The organism is Paenibacillus sp. B01 (assembly GCF_009649995.1).
In the GTDB taxonomy this organism is placed as follows: Bacteria; Bacillota; Bacilli; order Paenibacillales; family Paenibacillaceae; genus Paenibacillus_O; species Paenibacillus_O pasadenensis.
Genome location: NZ_CP045802.1, coordinates 863,038 through 877,626 on the forward strand (window position 1 = coordinate 863,038; position 14,589 = coordinate 877,626).

Sequence of the window (14,589 nt, forward strand, 5' to 3'; positions counted from 1 at the left end):
GAGATGCGCAAAATGAAGCTGGAAATCATCGCGACGAGGCCGGAGGACGCGCTGGCCGCCGAGCGCGGCGGAGCGGACCGGATCGAGCTCGTCAGCGGCATGCTCGAAGGCGGGCTGACGCCGAGCATCGGGCTGGCCGAGGCGGTGGCGGAGCGGGCGTCGATCCCGGTGAACGTCATGATCCGGCCGCATAGCCTGAGCTTCCGCTACGACCGGGAAGAGCTTGCGGTGATGCGCGCGGACATCCGCGCCATCCGGCGCACGCGCGCGGCGGGCATCGTGCTCGGCGCGCTGACGGCCGAGCGGACCGTCGACGCGGCGGCGCTGGAGCTGCTGCTCGGGGAAGCTGAGCATCTGAGCGTGACGTTCCATCGCGCGTTCGACGAGGCGCGCGACCTGGAGGAAGCGCTGGCGGCGCTCGCCCGTTACCCGCAGATCGACCGCATCCTGACGTCGGGCGGCCGCCGGACCGCTCCGGAGGCGGCGCCGGAGCTGCGCCGGCTCGTGCAGGCCGCGGCGGGCACGGGCATCGAGATTCTCGCGGGCAGCGGCATCCGGGCCGTCGGATTGGAGGAGCTCGTCCGCGAGACGGGCGTCCGGGAGGTGCATGCGGGATCGTCCGTCCGCGTCGACGGGCATCCGCTGCGCCAGGTTTTGCCGGAGCGGGTGCGCGAGCTGCGGGACATCCTCGGCCGGCTGGAGGCGGAGAGGGCAGCCGCAGGCGGGAGCGGCGGCCAGCCGCCGCTCCGAAGCTGACGCGGCCGCGGCAGAGATCGTGCGCGCGCGGAAAAGGAAGGGCGAAAAGCCCTTCCCCGCCGCTGTCGAAGCGTGACTGGAAGATCAGGACGAATTTCCTGATCTTCTTTTTTTTACAAATTTTCAACCCTCGAGAACCGATGTGCATGCTACGATAGGGCCACAGTCCGCCGGGAAGGCGGCTGATTCGCAGTAGATCTCGGAGGAGGATCCGGATGAAGGACAAGCACCCGTCCCGCAGCTGGGGCAAAAGATGGATGAGCGCGCTGCTCGCGGCAGCCGTCGCGCTGCCTGCGGCGCCGCTCGCCTGGGGAGGCAGCGTCGCCCATGCCGAAGGACCCGCCGACCCGGCGCCGTTCATCAAGGCCAAGGTCGTCAACCACAATGCCGGCAAGAAGATCCTGTTCGACAACGCGCACGGCAATACGGCCGGAGCGGCCGATTGGGTCATCGACGGCGGCTTCTCGGACTTCGGCAACGCGCTCGCGCAGAACGGCTACGATGTGCAGGAGCTGCGCAAGTCCGGCCCGATCGCGCTGGCGGACCTGCAGCCGTACGACGTGTTCGTGACGGCGGAGGCGCAAGTGCCGCTGAAGGCGAGCGAGCAGGCGGCGCTGGCCGCGTACGTGGACGGGGGCGGCAGCGTCTTTTTCATCGGGGACCATTACAACGCCGACCGCAACAAGAACCGCTGGGACGGCAGCGAGGTGTACAACGGCTACCGCCGCGGAGCGTGGAGCAATCCGGCCAAAGGGATGAGCGCCGAGGAAGCCGCGTCCGCCGCGATGCAGGGCGTCGTCAGCTCCGACTGGCTGGCCGAGCAGTTCGGCATCCGCTTCCGCTACAATGCGCTCGGCGACCTGAACGCGAACGTCATCGTGCCTCCGGCGCAGTCCTTCGGCATCACGCAGGGCGTGGGAGCGGTCGCGATGCATGCCGGCTCCACGCTCGCAATCGTCGACCCGGCCAAGGCCAAGGGCATCGTCTACGTGCCGAAGACGAACCAGAAATGGGGCAGCGCCGTCGACCAGGGCGTCTACAACGGCGGCGGCGTCGAGGAAGGCCCGTACGTCGCCGTTTCCAAGAAGGGCGCAGGCAAGGCGGCGTTCATCGGCGACTCCTCGCCGGTCGAGGATGCGACGCCGAAGTACCTGCGGGAGGAGACGGGCGCGCGCAAGACGACGTATGACGGCTTCAAGGAGCAGGACGACGGCCGGCTGCTCGTCAACCTGATCGACTGGCTGTCCGTGGACGAAAGCTACACGAGCTTCGCCCAGGTGGACGGGCTGCAGCTCGACTCGCCGACGCCGCTGCTCGCGATGGAGAATCCGGCCGCGTCGACCGAGCCGCAGGCCGAGCCTTGGGCCGCGCCGAGCGCCGGCTACAAATGGTACGACCCGGCGACGTTCAAGGCCGGCTCCTACGGCTATGTCGGCGGCTCGACGCCAAGCCCGAGCGCTTCGCCGACGGCGTCGCCGAGCGGCACCCCGACGCCGACAAGCTCGCCGACGCCGGCTCCGGGCACGGTCGGCTACGGCTTCGAGGCGCAGGCCGTGCTGCCGAATTCCGGCGCCGAGTTCCCGCTGCGCGTCACGGCGAGCGGCCTGACGCCGGGACAGACGGTGTCCGGGTACAGCTTCGGCGTGTACACGACAGCGAACGGCACGCAGATCGCCCAGGTGCAGAATGCCGACGGCAGCTGGCCGAGCGCGTATGCGTACAGCGCGGCGTTCAGCCTGCAGGCGGACAGCGCGGGCTATGCGTCCAAGGAGCTGACCGTGCGGCTGAAGCCCGGCTCCAGCGGCGCGGCCAACATGCGGCTGCGGCTGAACGGCACGAACCTCAAGACCTCCCCGGCGACGCTCGGCGACGTGCCGGCGGAGCCGCTGCCGACGCCGACAGCAACGCCGCCGGCCAGCCCGAGCGCGACGCCAACGGCGACGCCGACGCCGAGCGCGACGCCGGAGCCGACGGCAACGCCGACGGCCAGCCCGGGCGCGACGCCGACGCCGACGGCCAGCGCGACGCCGAGCGTCAGCCCAAGCCCGACGCCGGCGCTGTCGATTGCCGCGGCGCGGGCGCTGCCCGCCGGCACGACCGTGACGCTGACCGGGACGGCGCTGCATGAGCCGGGCATCTACGGCGGCGGCGAGTCGTTCTACCTGCAGGACGAGAGCGGCGGCATCTACGTCTTCCAAAGCGCGCCCGGCGTCAAGGCCGGCGACCGCGTGACGCTGACCGGCCGGCTCGCCGTCTACAACACCGAGCTGGAGCTGACCGACCTGAGCGCGCTCAGCGTCGTCGGCGGCGGAGCGCCGCCGGCGGCCGCCGATGCCGCCGGCGTCTCGGACGCCAACCAAGGCACGCTCGTCTCGATCGGCGAGGCGGTCATCTCGAATCTCGCCGATGCGGCTCCGAGCGGATCGTTCGAGTTCGATGCGACGACCGATGCCGGCACCAAGACCCGTATCCGCGTCGACGTCCGCACTGGCCTGAGCCGGAGCGAGTTCGGCTACGGCAACGGCGACCGCGTCGTGCTGCAGGGCATCGCCTCGATCTTCAAGGGAACCTATCAGCTCAAGCCGCGCGGACCGGAGGATATCGCCGCCCCGGCAGACCGCATCGCGCCTTCGACCGCGCTGACGCTGTCCGGCGAGCCCAATGCGGCAGGCTGGCATCGCGAGCCGGCCGCGTTCACGCTGGCTGCGACGGATGACCGGGCCGGCGAGCTGGCGACCTTCTACACGCTGAACGGCGGGGAGCCGATCCGCTATGCGGGACCGGCGTCCGTCGAAAGCGAGGGCGAGACGACGATCCGTTACTACTCCGTCGATGCGGCCGGCAACCGCGAGGCGGCCAAAACCGCCGTCGTGCGCCTCGACCGCACCGTGCCGACCGTCCAGCTGACGCAGTCCGGCGCTCCGGTGACGGACGCTGGCTTTACGGACGAGCTGCGCTTCGAGCTCGCCGCCTCCGACGCGATCTCCGGCATCGCGGCGAGCGAGCTGCTGCTGGACGGACTGTCGATCGAGAGCGGCAGCTCGCGGCTCGCGGCCGATCTTGGACTCGGCAGCCACACGATCCGTTATGTCGTGACCGATCTTGCGGGCAACGTGGCGGAGCAGACGACGGCGTTCCAGGTGCGGGCGCAAGCGGGCGGCGCGTCCGGCGCTCCGGGCGTGCCGGTGCTGAGCGACGACAGCGGCCACAAGAACGGGCTGCGGGACGGCCAGTATGCCGTGACGATGAATTTGTGGTGGGGCGAGAACGGCTCCATTTTCCGACTCTATGAAAACGGGATGCTCGTCCGCGCCGAGGTGCTGGCGGACCGCACGCCGGCCGCCCAATCGGTCCGCACCGAGTTCAGCGGCAAGAAAAACGGCGTCTACGTCTACACGGCAGAGCTGATCAATCCGCATGGCGTCACGAAAAGCGCGCAGCTCCGCGTCGCCGTGACCGACGCCAATCCGGGCAAGCCGTCCGTGTCGCACAACAACTGGGACGGCGACGGCAGCTACCGCATCTCGGCCAATCTGTGGTGGGGCACGAACGCGACGGAGTACCGGCTGTACGAAAACGGCACGCTCATCGACGTCCAGGCGCTGAGCGCGTCGACGCCGAGCGCGCAGTCCGCGTTCACGGACCTTGCTGGCCGTGCGCCCGGCGTCTATAGCTATCGCGTCGAGCTCGTCAACGCCGCCGGCGTCACGTCGAGCGACACGATCCAGGTCGTCGTCAGCCGCTGACGTTGAAGCGTGGAGACGCGCAGCGCTTGTGGGTCTTCTAAGCGGGGAGCGAAGCCTGAGAGGAGCGAGCTCTGAGCGAAGCAGATCCTAGAGGGCGGATCCTGATAGGCGGATTCCGAGAGAAGCGGATCTTAATGAGCGGAAGGGGCGAACCCTGAGAGGCGCGGCCTTGCGGGAAGCATGGCCTCGGGTTGAAATGCGCATCGGTATCCCAGCAGAGCGCCACAGCGAAGGAAGCGGGCTCCTTAACGGCAAAAATGGCGTTAGGAAGCGCCACAGCGAAGGAAGCGAGCTCCTTAACGGCAAAAATGACGTTAGGACGCGCCGCAACGAAGAAAGCGAGCTCCTAAACGGCAAAAATGGCGTTAGGACGCGCCAGCAGCCGGCGCCGGGGCAGCCCTAAGAGTTCTTGCTCCTTAAAAAAAGCAAAACCGGCTGTCGCAGCCGGTTTTTGCTTTTTTTAGTTTCTTGAATCTGGAAGGAGGCACAAGTGGGCGGCGCCGCGCAACCCGAATTGATCGGGCTGCAGCCGCTGAACGAGGCCGCGCGAGCTATGCAACCCGATTTAATCGGGCTGCAGCCGCCAAACGAGGCCGCCCGCGCCGCGCCGCCCGATTCAGTTCGGGCTGTCCTCGCTCCATCAAGCGCCGGTCGGCGCCTGGACGCTCAGCCATTTCTTCACGTCGTCGGTGTATTTTCCGTCGTTGCGCTCGACGACCGTCAGGAAGTTTTTGACCTTCATCAGCAGCGGAGTGAAGCTGCTGGAGCTGGCGGCGTCGGCGACGGCCTTCTTGTAAGCGGCCAGCGCCTCGGCGTCGATCTTCTTGGTATCGTAGTCGAACAGCGGCGTATTGTTGCTGCCGTAGAACAGATGCGTCTTGAGCTGCTCGTAGCGCTCGCTCACCGCCTTGTAGCGGTTCGAGCTCCTGTACTGCAGCAGGAACTTCTCCGCGTCGAGATCGCGCTGCAGCAGCTCGCCCCAGCCGATGACGAGACCGGCGTCGCGCAGCGTCGGCTTGCGCACCTCGTCGGCCATCAGCTTGACGTACAGCTGGATGTCGGCGGTGACGCGGCTTTTCCAGTTCTCGTACAGCGGGTAGTTGATCACCGGGAAAAACATGCCCTCCGCCGTCGCGACGGCATAGCCCTGATCGCGAGAATCGGCCAGCAGCTTGCGGACGCTCTCGCCCTTCGCATGCTTCAGCAGCGATGTATACGTGCCGCTGCCGCCCGCCCTCCAGGCGTCGTCGATCGCCTTTTGCACGCCGCTCTGCTCATAGCGATGCTGCAGCTTGCCGAGCGCGGCGTTTTGGGCGTTCTCAAGGCGCAGCGCCATCATCGAGGCGGTCCAGCTGTCGACCTTGGACAGATGGTTGTTCAGGTAGTTGACGGCTCGGGCGAGATTGCCGGAGGCGAGGATCGAGATGTACTCCCGGTAGTGCTGCTGGGACGAGGACGCTTCAGTCACGGCCGTAATGGCCGCATGGCCCGGCGCCGGGGCCGGCTGGCCCTGCAGCGCGAAGGCGGAGCCGGCTCCGCCAGCCGTCAGCGACAGGACGAGCAGCGATGCGGCTGTCGTTTTCAACCTCTTTTTCATGATGATCTCCTCCTGTGTTGGATGGGATGCTGCGGTTGCTCTCTCAGACGGTTCTTACACGAGAAGGTTGCAGGGCAATCACGGACACGGGCCGCGCATCCCTTGACCGGCAAGCGATTAAGTGCGATAACCAGTAGCAGGATCAACCATTCGGGAGGTAAACGATGAACCACGAAAAGCTTCTGCGGATCGGCCTCGGCTACCCCGGCGCGAGCGTGAAAACCCCGTTCGACCCGCATATGCCGGTGCTGTTCGTGAAGGACAAGATGTTCGCCCTGCTCGGCTCCACCGGAGGGGTCGAGAGCGTCAATCTCAAGGTCAGTCCGGACGAGGCGTGGCTGCAGCGGGAGACGTACCCGGACGCAGTGCTGCCGGGCTATCACATGAACAAGCGGCACTGGAACACCGTCGTGCTCGGCGGCGCCGTGCCGGACGACGTCGTGGAGGGCATGCTCCAGGAGAGCTATCTGCTCGTCGTGGCGGGCTTGCCCAAGGCGGTTCGAGCCGAGCTGGCGGCCAGCTTGAAGCGGGCGTTTCCGGATCGCGGCGATTAGGTGGAAGCGGAACGAGGTAAGGGAAGGGAAAGGAGCTTGCTGCTCAGGCAGGCTTTTTTGCTATTTCACCGACAACGAGGGAGGAGCAATCCCATGACCATGAAAACGAGAAAAGCGGCCGTGCTGCTGCTCGGAGCCTCGATCGCGCTCGCCGCCTGCTCCAACGCGACGAACGAGCCGAGCCCGTCCCCGACGGCCGCGGCTCCATCGCCGCAAGCGTCGGCGAGCGTGCAGCCGTCGGGGGCGGCGCCGCCCGCCGAGACCGGCGGCACGGACAATGCCGGCAGCGGGGCCGAGGCCGGAGCCGTCCGCTATTTCGGCGAGTGGAAGGTGACCGGCGACGTGGCCAGCACGCCCGTATCCGCCGGACCGGATGAATCCCTGATCGGCCAGGAGGCGTCCTTCTCCAAGGAATCGGCCCGCTTCGGCGACGCCGAGACGGCGAATCCCGTGTACGAGGAGAAGTCCTTGACCGCCGAGCAGTTCGCTCAGGATTACCGGATGCAGCTGAGCGATCTCGGCATCGAAGGAGAGTCGGCGCAGACAGTCGAGATCAAAGATTTCGCGGGACCAAGCGGCACGTTCTTCATCAAGGACGAGTCGACGCTGTTGATGATTCTGGACGGCGTATTCTACGAGCTGAGCCGGGCGTGAGCGGCTGAACGGCCCCAAAAGGGCTGTCCTCGACGGTCAACGAGTTTGACCGGGGACAGCCCTTTTTTGATTTTCCGACGAAACGGCGAAGCTCCGCCTACCGGGTCTGCTGCTCCGTCGTAATCATCCAGTTCACGCCGAAGCGATCCGTCAGCTGGCCGAACAGCGTGCCCCAGAACGCCTGCTCGAGCGGATGGTAGATTTGGCCGTCCTGCGACAAGCGGTCAAAGGCGCTGCGCGCATCCGCGTCGTCCGTGAACTCCAGCGACAGGAACGTATGGCTGCCCGGCTGCGGCGTCAGGATGCCGTCACATAGGAAAAACGTCACGCCGCCGGCGACGATCGTCATGTGGAGCACCTTGTCCGAGGCGTCCGGTCCGGCGCCGGGCATCTGGTCATGCGTCATGACGTTCAGAATTTCGCCGCCGAGCGCTTCGATATAAAATTCCGCCTGCTGACGGGCGTTGACGGACATGAGGTACGGAGTAAGCTTGGCCATGGAGGATTCCAACCTTTCGAAGGGGAGTGTGCTTTCACGTCTAAGCATAACCGAACCAGGGGAGGCGGATTTCTTCCGGATCGCCATCCTGACGGAAGGCGTCCGGCGGACCGATCGTCCGGCTCGAGACTCTTTGTGCGCGGAGCCTCATTCCGGCGGAGCGCCGGATCGGGTACAATACAGGCAAGCGATTGTCCATTTTCAACCATGTATGCGCTACCATATGAAAAGAACCGAAAGGACGGACGCGATGGAAGCCTACACGCGCGCGCTCATCGAAAGGATGGGCATGCTGCTCATCCTGATGTTCATCATGACCCGGCTGCCGCTGTTCCGCATGCTGCTCGACCGCGCCGTCACACTGCGGACGGGATTGCTGCACGCCGTCATGTTCGGCCTCATCGGCATCGCCGGCACGCATGCGGGCGTGCTGGCGGGACCGGGCGGCATGGACGCCGCCTTCTGGATCCGCGAGGCGCGGCCCGATCAGCTGCTGGCGCACTCGGCGCTGATCGGCGTCGTGCTTGGCGGGCTGCTCGGCGGAGCGAGCGTCGGGGCCGGAGCGGGCCTCATCGCCGGCGCGTACGCCGCCTCGCTCGGCGGGATGGCCGCGGAGGCCTACCTCATCTCCACGCCGATCATCGGGCTGCTTGCCGGGCTGGTCGCGCGCTTCTTCTATGAAGAGCGGATCATCGCGCCGATCAAGGCGTTTTTCATCGGCGTGTTCGCCCCGATCCTGCAGATGGGCGTCATCCTCATCGCCACGACCGCGTCGCCGGAGTCGATCCGCCTCGTCAACGAGATCGGCATGCCGATGGTCATCTCCAGCAGCCTCGGCATCGCCTTGTTCGTCGCGATGATTCAGGTCGCGCTCGGCGAGCAGGAGCGCGCCGGGGCGGCGGAAACGCAGCGGGCGCTCGCGGTCGCCGGCACGGTGCTGCCGCATCTGGAAGGCCAGCTCACGCCCGACCGGGCGGCCGCCGCGGCCCGCGAGCTCGCGAGCGCGCTCGGAGTCGACGCGGTCGCCGTGGCGGATACGGCCGCCGTGCTGGCGCATTGCGGTCCCGGCGCGGAGCGGTTCCGGCCCGAGCATCCGCTCGCCTCGGCGCTGTGCCGACGCGCGCTGCAAGAGGACCGGGTGCTCGTCGCCGAGCCGACGCGGACGGAGGAGGAGCCGCCGCATCCGGCAGGGGGAAGGCTGCGGCAGCGGGCCGCGGCGCTCGCCAGGCGCGGCGTGCTGGAGAGCAAGCAGGGGCCGGGCGCCGTCGTGCTCATCCCGTTCCGGCAGGCCGGCCAGCCGGTCGGCGCGCTGCAGCTGTTCTACCGCAGCCGCCGGCAGGTGCGGCGCATCGAGGAGGAGTTCGCGGCGGGCCTCGCCCGCCTGCTCTCGACGCAGCTGACGCTGTCGCGGGCGGCGGAGCTGGAGGTGCTGACCAAGGACGCCGAGCTGAGGGCGCTGCAGGCGCAGATCCATCCTCATTTTCTGTTCAACACGCTTAATTCCATCGTTACGCTTATCCGCACCGCGCCGGACGACGCGCGGCAGCTGACGCGGCAGCTCGCGCAGTTCATGCGGGCGAGCCTGCGCACGGCGCACTCGCCGCTCATCCCGCTGAGCCAGGAGCTGGAGCATCTCGGCGCGTATCTGGACATCCTGCGCGTGCGCTTCGGCGACCAGATGGAGCTGCGGGGCCTCTCGGGCGACGGGCTGCCCGATGCGTTCATCCCGCCGTCGACGCTGCAGCCGCTCGTGGAAAACTGCATCCGCCACGGACTGGCGAGCCGGCCGGCCGGCGGAGCGGCTGCCGTCGAAGCGGAGGCGGATGCGGAAGGGATCCTCATTTCCGTGCGGGACAACGGCACCGGCATCCGGGCGGAGCTGCTGCCGCTGCTAGGGGCCGCGCCGCTGGCGACGCTGGAGGCGGTGCCGCAGGCGCCGCTCGGCGCAGCGTCGCAGGCGCCGCTGCAAGCCGGGCCCCGCGCCGCGCCGGACGCTAAGCCTCCGGCCGCAGAGCCGGACGCGGCGGGGGCGAGCAACGGTCTCGGCGTGTACAACGTCAATCAGCGGCTCATCCGGCTCGTCGGAGCGGAGGCTGCGCTCGTATATGAGAATCTGCCCGAGGGCGGGAGCCGCGTGACGTTCCGGCTGCCGCGGGCGAGGAGGGATGCGGATTGAGAGACTTGGAGAAAGGCACGGGGCGATCGCTGACCGTGCTCATCGCCGACGACGAGCGGCTCGCGCGGGAGGAGCTCGTCTACCTGCTGTCGCGGGAGGCCGGCGTAGAGCTGGTCGGCCAGGCGTGCAGCGGGCGCGAGGCGCTGGAGCAGGCCCGCCGCCTGCGGCCGGACGCGCTGTTCCTCGACGTGGAGATGCCGGAGGGCAGCGGCCTGCAGGCGGCTCGGCGGCTGCGGGAGGAGGGCTCCGCGCCGATGATCGTGTTCACGACTGCCTACGACCGCTATGCGGTGGAGGCGTTCGGCGTCGAGGCGGTCGACTACCTGCTCAAGCCGTACGAGGAGGAGCGGCTGCGCGAAGCGCTGGCCCGGCTGCGGCAGCGCAAGGAAGCGGGGACGGAGCCGGCGAGCCGGGAGGACGGGCCGGCAGGCGGCATGTTGCCGGAGACGGAGGGCGGCGCGGATCGCCCGCTCGCCGAGGCGGCGGCCGGAGCGGACTTGTCCGCCGCCCCGTCTTTGGAGGGCTCGGTCCGGCCGTCCGGTCAGCAAGAGGGCGAGGCGGCCTCGGCCGCCGCTTCTCCCGCCGCCGGAGCCGTCCCGAGAATCGATCACGCTGGCATAGATCCAGCCGCCTCCGTTCCGCGCAAGGCGCGGCTGCTCGTCGAGGACGGCGGCCGCATGGTCGTGCTTGACGCGGCGCTGCTGCTGTACGCCGCCAAGGAGGACAAGTCCACGCGCCTGCGCATGGCCGACGGCTCGGACCATTTCACCCGGCAGACGCTGCAGGAGCTGGAGGAACGGCTCGGCCGCGGCTTTTTTCGCCCGCATCGCAGCTATCTCGTCCATCTCGACTATATCAAGGAGATCGAGCCCTGGTTCAACGGTGCGTACAATCTGGTGCTGAAGCATGCCGAGGGAGAGCGCATTCCGGTCTCGCGCGCAGCCGCGAAGGACATGCTGCGGCTGCTGGAAGGAAGCTGAGCGGATGCGTCTGGCGGCGCAGCGCCCCCTGCCTGACCCTAACGATACCAGCAAGCGCTATTTGGCGGTTTGGATGGCTTTTTCGGAGCTATCGATACGGAGGAGCGCTATTTTGTCGAAAAAGCGGCTTTGGGAGCGACTTGGGCAGCAATAAGGCCTGTCCGTATCGTTAGCATTCCATTCGGCGCGAATCGGAAGGAATAAGGGCTGTGAGTATCATTAGCTGGCGGAGCAGGCGAATGGGAACGCCCGACTCGCTCGTCGCGATGGGCGGCGGGACTGGCGGCGCAGCGCGACTGGCGCACAGCGTGGCCCTCCCTGCAGGATCATTCTCGACCCTAATGCGGCCAGAACGCTCTGTTCGCTCGCTGGCGAGTCAAGTTTGAATTTCCAACCGTTCGCGCCCCGATTCCGACGTTTCGCGCCGACCCCGTTCCTTCTTCGCCCGACGCTCGCTATAGTTATAGGGAAGCGTTTTCATAAAGGAGGAAGTCCGGTGTCCAAACTGACGTACACGGATGTAGCCCATTCGGATTCGTTCCGCAGGCTGCTTCGCAAGAAGAAACAGTTTCTGCTTCCCATGAGCGTTTTCTTCCTGGCCTTCTACTTCACGCTCCCGCTCCTGACCGCCTTCTCGACCGTGCTCAACGAGCCGGCCGTCGGTCCCGTCTCCTGGGCGTGGCTGCTCGCCAGCGCGCAGTTCATCATGACGTGGGCGCTCTGCATCATCTACACCCGCAGGGCCGCCCGCTTCGACGAGATGGTCGAAGCCATCAAGGCCGAGGTCGCCGAGCGCGGCCAAGCCCCGGACAAGAAAGGACGGAAGACGTCATGAACACCGCGTTCCTGCTGTTCCTGCTGATCGTGCTCGGCACGCTCGTCATCACCTACTACGCCTCCAAAAAAACGAAGACCGCCAATGAATTCTACACCGCCGGAGGCGGACTGACCGGCTGGCAGAACGGGCTCGCGATCGCGGGCGACTACATGTCCGCGGCCTCGTTCCTCGGCATCGCCGGCATGATCGCGCTGTTCGGCTTCGACGGCTTCTTCTACAGCATCGGCTTCCTCGTCGCCTATCTCGTCGTGCTGTACCTGGTCGCCGAGCCGCTGCGCAACCTCGGCCGCTACACAATGGCCGACATGATCGCCGCGCGCTTCAACCAGGCGAAGATCCGCGGCGTCGCCGCGCTCAACTCGATCGTCATCTCGATCTTCTACATGATCGCGCAGCTCGTCGGCGCGGGCGGCCTGATCGCCCTGCTCATCCCGAGCCTCGACTATACGACGAGCGTGCTCATTGTGGGCGTGCTCATGACCGTCTACGTCGTCTTCGGCGGCATGACGGCGACGAGCTGGGTGCAGATCATCAAGTGCGTGCTGCTCATGGCCGGCACGCTCATCATCTCGCTCATCGTATTCGCCAAGTTCGACTTCAACGTCGGCCATATGTTCACCGAGATGAAGACGGCCACCGGCCTCGGTGAGGCGTTCCTCAATCCGGGCAACAAGTTCACGAACGGGCTCGACACGATCTCGCTCAACCTGGCGCTTGTGCTCGGCACCGCCGGCCTGCCGCATATCCTGATCCGCTTCTTCACGGTCAAGGACGCGCCGACCGCGCGCAAGTCCGTCGTCGTCGCGACCTGGATCATCGGCGTCTTCTACGTCATGACGCTGTTCCTCGGCTTCGGCGCAGCCGCCTTCGTCGGCGAGGCCGCGATCGTCGAGGCCAACGCCGCCGGCAACATGGCCGCGCCGCTGCTCGCCAAGGTGCTCGGAGGCGAGTTCCTGTTCGCCTTTGTCTCCGCTGTCGCCTTCGCCACGATCCTCGCGGTCGTCGCGGGACTCGTCCTGTCAGCCGCCTCGGCCTTCTCGCATGACTTCTACAACCATATCCTGCGCAAAGGCAAGGCCAAGGAGAAGGAGCAGGTGCGCATGGCCAAGTACGCCTCCGTCGGCGTCGCCATCGTCTCGATCCTCCTGGCGCTGTTCGCGCAGAAGCTGAACGTCGCCTTCCTCGTCTCGCTGGCGTTCGCCGTCGCGGCAAGCGCGAACCTGCCGGTCATCCTGTTCACCGTGTTCTGGAAGCGGTTCAACACCGCCGGCGCGGTCACCGGCATGCTGACCGGCCTTATCTCGGCCCTGTTCCTCGTCATGATCAGCCCGAACGTCTGGAATCCGGTCGCGGGCAAGGCGATCCTCGTCGGCACGCCGCTCATCGACCTGACCAACCCGGGCATCATCTCGATCCCGCTCGGCTTCCTCGGCGCCTTCCTCGGCACGTACTTCTCGTCCCGGACGGACGAGGCCAAGTTCGACGAGGTGCTCGTCAAGGCCAACACCGGCATCGCGGAGCTGCCGACGTCGAACTGACTGCCGCAGCCGCAGGGAGCGCGCGCATAATTTTCCGCATCCGATCCACCCTAGGAGAGAGCTTACATTGACTCCGGGGAGTGTTGGACATGGCAAAGGAAAAGCGGCCGCAAGCCGCGCGAAGGGCGGCGCTGAAGGCGCTGCTGGCGGCGTCGGCTGCGCTGGCGGCGAGCTGCGGCACGCAGGCGGAGCGGCCGTACGACGAGGCGCGCATGAAGATGCAGCAGGTCTCGCAGCAGCTGGAAGCGGGCACGATCGTCGTCGGAAAGACGCGCGTCACCGGCGTGCCGATGGCGACGGGCGCGGATGGCCAAGTATGGCTGCCGATCGAGCATGCCGCGCGGGCGCTCAACATGCAGGTGCGCGAGCTGCGCGACGGCTACGCGATCGGCGATACCGACGCGGCCTATCGGCTGCGGCTTGGCGACCGCAACGCGATGAGCGGCGGCCGCGTCGTGCAGCTGCCGTCCGCGCCGCAGTCGATCGGCGGCAAGTCGAGCGTGTCGGCGGAATCGCTGACGGCGCTGCTCGAGACGCCGGTGCGCTGGAACGCGCAGTCGCGCGAGCTCCGGTTCACGCCGATCCAGGACAGCGCCAAGAGCAGCACGCAGCGCGGCATCTCGATGCAGATGAGCGAAACGTCGCGGCCGCAGACGATCGGCGGCAGATACGGCACGCTGTCGGCCGCCGATGCGGACAAGCTGCTGTCGCTCGCGCGCCGCTTCCTCGGCACACCGTACGATTTCGGCAGCGGCACGTACGAGAGCACGAAGCGCTTCGACTGCTCGTCGTTCACCCAGTATGTGTTCGAGAAGGTCGGCGTATCCTTGCCGCGCACGTCGAGGGAGCAGGGACAGCTGGGAAGGAGCGTATCCCAAAGCGATCTTCAGCCGGGCGATCTGCTCTTCTTCTACACGCCGGGCCGCTTCGACAGCAACAAGGTCGTCGGCCATGTCAGCATCTTCGCGGGCAACGGCAAGATGATCCACACCTACGGCGATCCGGGCGTCGTCATCGACGAGTTCAACGACTATTGGAAAGGCCGCTTCCTTTTCGCGAAGCGGGTGCTTTAAGCAGGACCTTGAAAGGAGGGGCTGTCCACGGGCGTCGACGCGACGACCTCGGACGGCTCCTTTTTCCAAATTAGCATCGCTGCGCGGAGCAGCCGCGGCTAAGGTTGACAACCGCTGCAATTTCTATTATCTTTAATTTAAGATATTTGAATTAAAGAAGAAACGAAAGTGGGATGCC

Annotated in this window: 11 protein-coding genes; 9 read left to right on the top strand and 2 right to left on the bottom strand. The window is 66.8% G+C overall.

The window, feature by feature from the left end; all coding sequences use genetic code 11:
- The first annotated feature begins 12 nt into the window (after window positions 1–12).
- Complete coding sequence (locus GE073_RS03780) at window positions 13–756, top strand: copper homeostasis protein CutC (RefSeq protein ID WP_153782789.1); 744 nt, start codon at window positions 13–15, stop codon at window positions 754–756.
- 257 nt (window positions 757–1,013) lie between these two features.
- On the top strand, window positions 1,014–4,502 hold the full coding sequence (locus GE073_RS25270; RefSeq protein ID WP_416362100.1) for an OmpL47-type beta-barrel domain-containing protein: 3,489 nt from the start codon (window positions 1,014–1,016) through the stop codon (window positions 4,500–4,502).
- A gap of 640 nt (window positions 4,503–5,142) precedes the next feature.
- Here the strand turns inward: GE073_RS25270 and GE073_RS03800 are convergent.
- Window positions 5,143–6,099 (bottom strand): hypothetical protein, encoded by a 957-nt coding sequence (locus GE073_RS03800; protein ID WP_153782790.1) that lies wholly within the window; start codon window positions 6,097–6,099, stop codon window positions 5,143–5,145.
- 164 nt (window positions 6,100–6,263) lie between these two features.
- Between GE073_RS03800 and GE073_RS03805 the strand changes: the two genes are divergently transcribed.
- Window positions 6,264–6,653 (top strand): MmcQ/YjbR family DNA-binding protein, encoded by a 390-nt coding sequence (locus GE073_RS03805; protein WP_043111682.1) that lies wholly within the window; start codon window positions 6,264–6,266, stop codon window positions 6,651–6,653.
- A 93-nt stretch (window positions 6,654–6,746) separates the two neighbouring features.
- The gene (locus tag GE073_RS03810) at window positions 6,747–7,307 is read left to right on the top strand and encodes a hypothetical protein (protein WP_153782791.1); all 561 of its coding nucleotides are present in this window, start codon (window positions 6,747–6,749) and stop codon (window positions 7,305–7,307) included.
- A gap of 97 nt (window positions 7,308–7,404) precedes the next feature.
- Here the strand turns inward: GE073_RS03810 and GE073_RS03815 are convergent, their stop codons facing one another.
- Window positions 7,405–7,806: a VOC family protein gene (locus GE073_RS03815; protein WP_028600099.1), complete on the bottom strand. Its 402-nt coding sequence runs from the start codon at window positions 7,804–7,806 to the stop codon at window positions 7,405–7,407.
- Between the two features lie 250 nt (window positions 7,807–8,056).
- Between GE073_RS03815 and GE073_RS03820 the strand changes: the two genes are divergently transcribed.
- The 5 genes from GE073_RS03820 (at window position 8,057) to GE073_RS03845 (ending at window position 14,411) form a co-directional block, all read left to right on the top strand.
- The gene (locus tag GE073_RS03820) at window positions 8,057–9,982 is read left to right on the top strand and encodes a LytS/YhcK type 5TM receptor domain-containing protein (RefSeq protein WP_228551252.1); all 1,926 of its coding nucleotides are present in this window, start codon (window positions 8,057–8,059) and stop codon (window positions 9,980–9,982) included.
- On the top strand, window positions 9,979–10,962 hold the full coding sequence (locus GE073_RS25275; RefSeq protein ID WP_228551253.1) for a LytR/AlgR family response regulator transcription factor: 984 nt from the start codon (window positions 9,979–9,981) through the stop codon (window positions 10,960–10,962). Before GE073_RS03820 ends, GE073_RS25275 begins: the two co-directional genes overlap by 4 nt.
- Window positions 10,963–11,458: 496 nt before the next feature.
- On the top strand, window positions 11,459–11,797 hold the full coding sequence (locus GE073_RS03835; protein ID WP_028600102.1) for a DUF485 domain-containing protein: 339 nt from the start codon (window positions 11,459–11,461) through the stop codon (window positions 11,795–11,797).
- Window positions 11,794–13,338, top strand: a complete 1,545-nt coding sequence (locus GE073_RS03840) for a solute symporter family protein (RefSeq protein ID WP_028600103.1) — start codon at window positions 11,794–11,796, stop codon at window positions 13,336–13,338. Before GE073_RS03835 ends, GE073_RS03840 begins: the two co-directional genes overlap by 4 nt.
- An 89-nt stretch (window positions 13,339–13,427) precedes the next feature.
- Complete coding sequence (locus tag GE073_RS03845; RefSeq protein WP_101808532.1) at window positions 13,428–14,411, top strand: C40 family peptidase; 984 nt, start codon at window positions 13,428–13,430, stop codon at window positions 14,409–14,411.
- The last annotated feature ends 178 nt before the right edge of the window (window positions 14,412–14,589 follow it).

Bases quoted from the DNA above. Each gene is read 5' to 3' on its own strand.
- GE073_RS03780 (WP_153782789.1), top strand. From the start codon at position 13: ATGAAGCTGGAAATCATCGCGACGAGGCCGGAGGACGCGCTGGCCGCC.
- GE073_RS25270 (WP_416362100.1), top strand. From the start codon at position 1,014: ATGAGCGCGCTGCTCGCGGCAGCCGTCGCGCTGCCTGCGGCGCCGCTC.
- GE073_RS03800 (WP_153782790.1), bottom strand. From the start codon at position 6,099: ATGAAAAAGAGGTTGAAAACGACAGCCGCATCGCTGCTCGTCCTGTCG.
- GE073_RS03805 (WP_043111682.1), top strand. From the start codon at position 6,264: ATGAACCACGAAAAGCTTCTGCGGATCGGCCTCGGCTACCCCGGCGCG.
- GE073_RS03810 (WP_153782791.1), top strand. From the start codon at position 6,747: ATGACCATGAAAACGAGAAAAGCGGCCGTGCTGCTGCTCGGAGCCTCG.
- GE073_RS03815 (WP_028600099.1), bottom strand. From the start codon at position 7,806: ATGGCCAAGCTTACTCCGTACCTCATGTCCGTCAACGCCCGTCAGCAG.
- GE073_RS03820 (WP_228551252.1), top strand. From the start codon at position 8,057: ATGGAAGCCTACACGCGCGCGCTCATCGAAAGGATGGGCATGCTGCTC.
- GE073_RS03840 (WP_028600103.1), top strand. From the start codon at position 11,794: ATGAACACCGCGTTCCTGCTGTTCCTGCTGATCGTGCTCGGCACGCTC.
- GE073_RS03845 (WP_101808532.1), top strand. From the start codon at position 13,428: ATGGCAAAGGAAAAGCGGCCGCAAGCCGCGCGAAGGGCGGCGCTGAAG.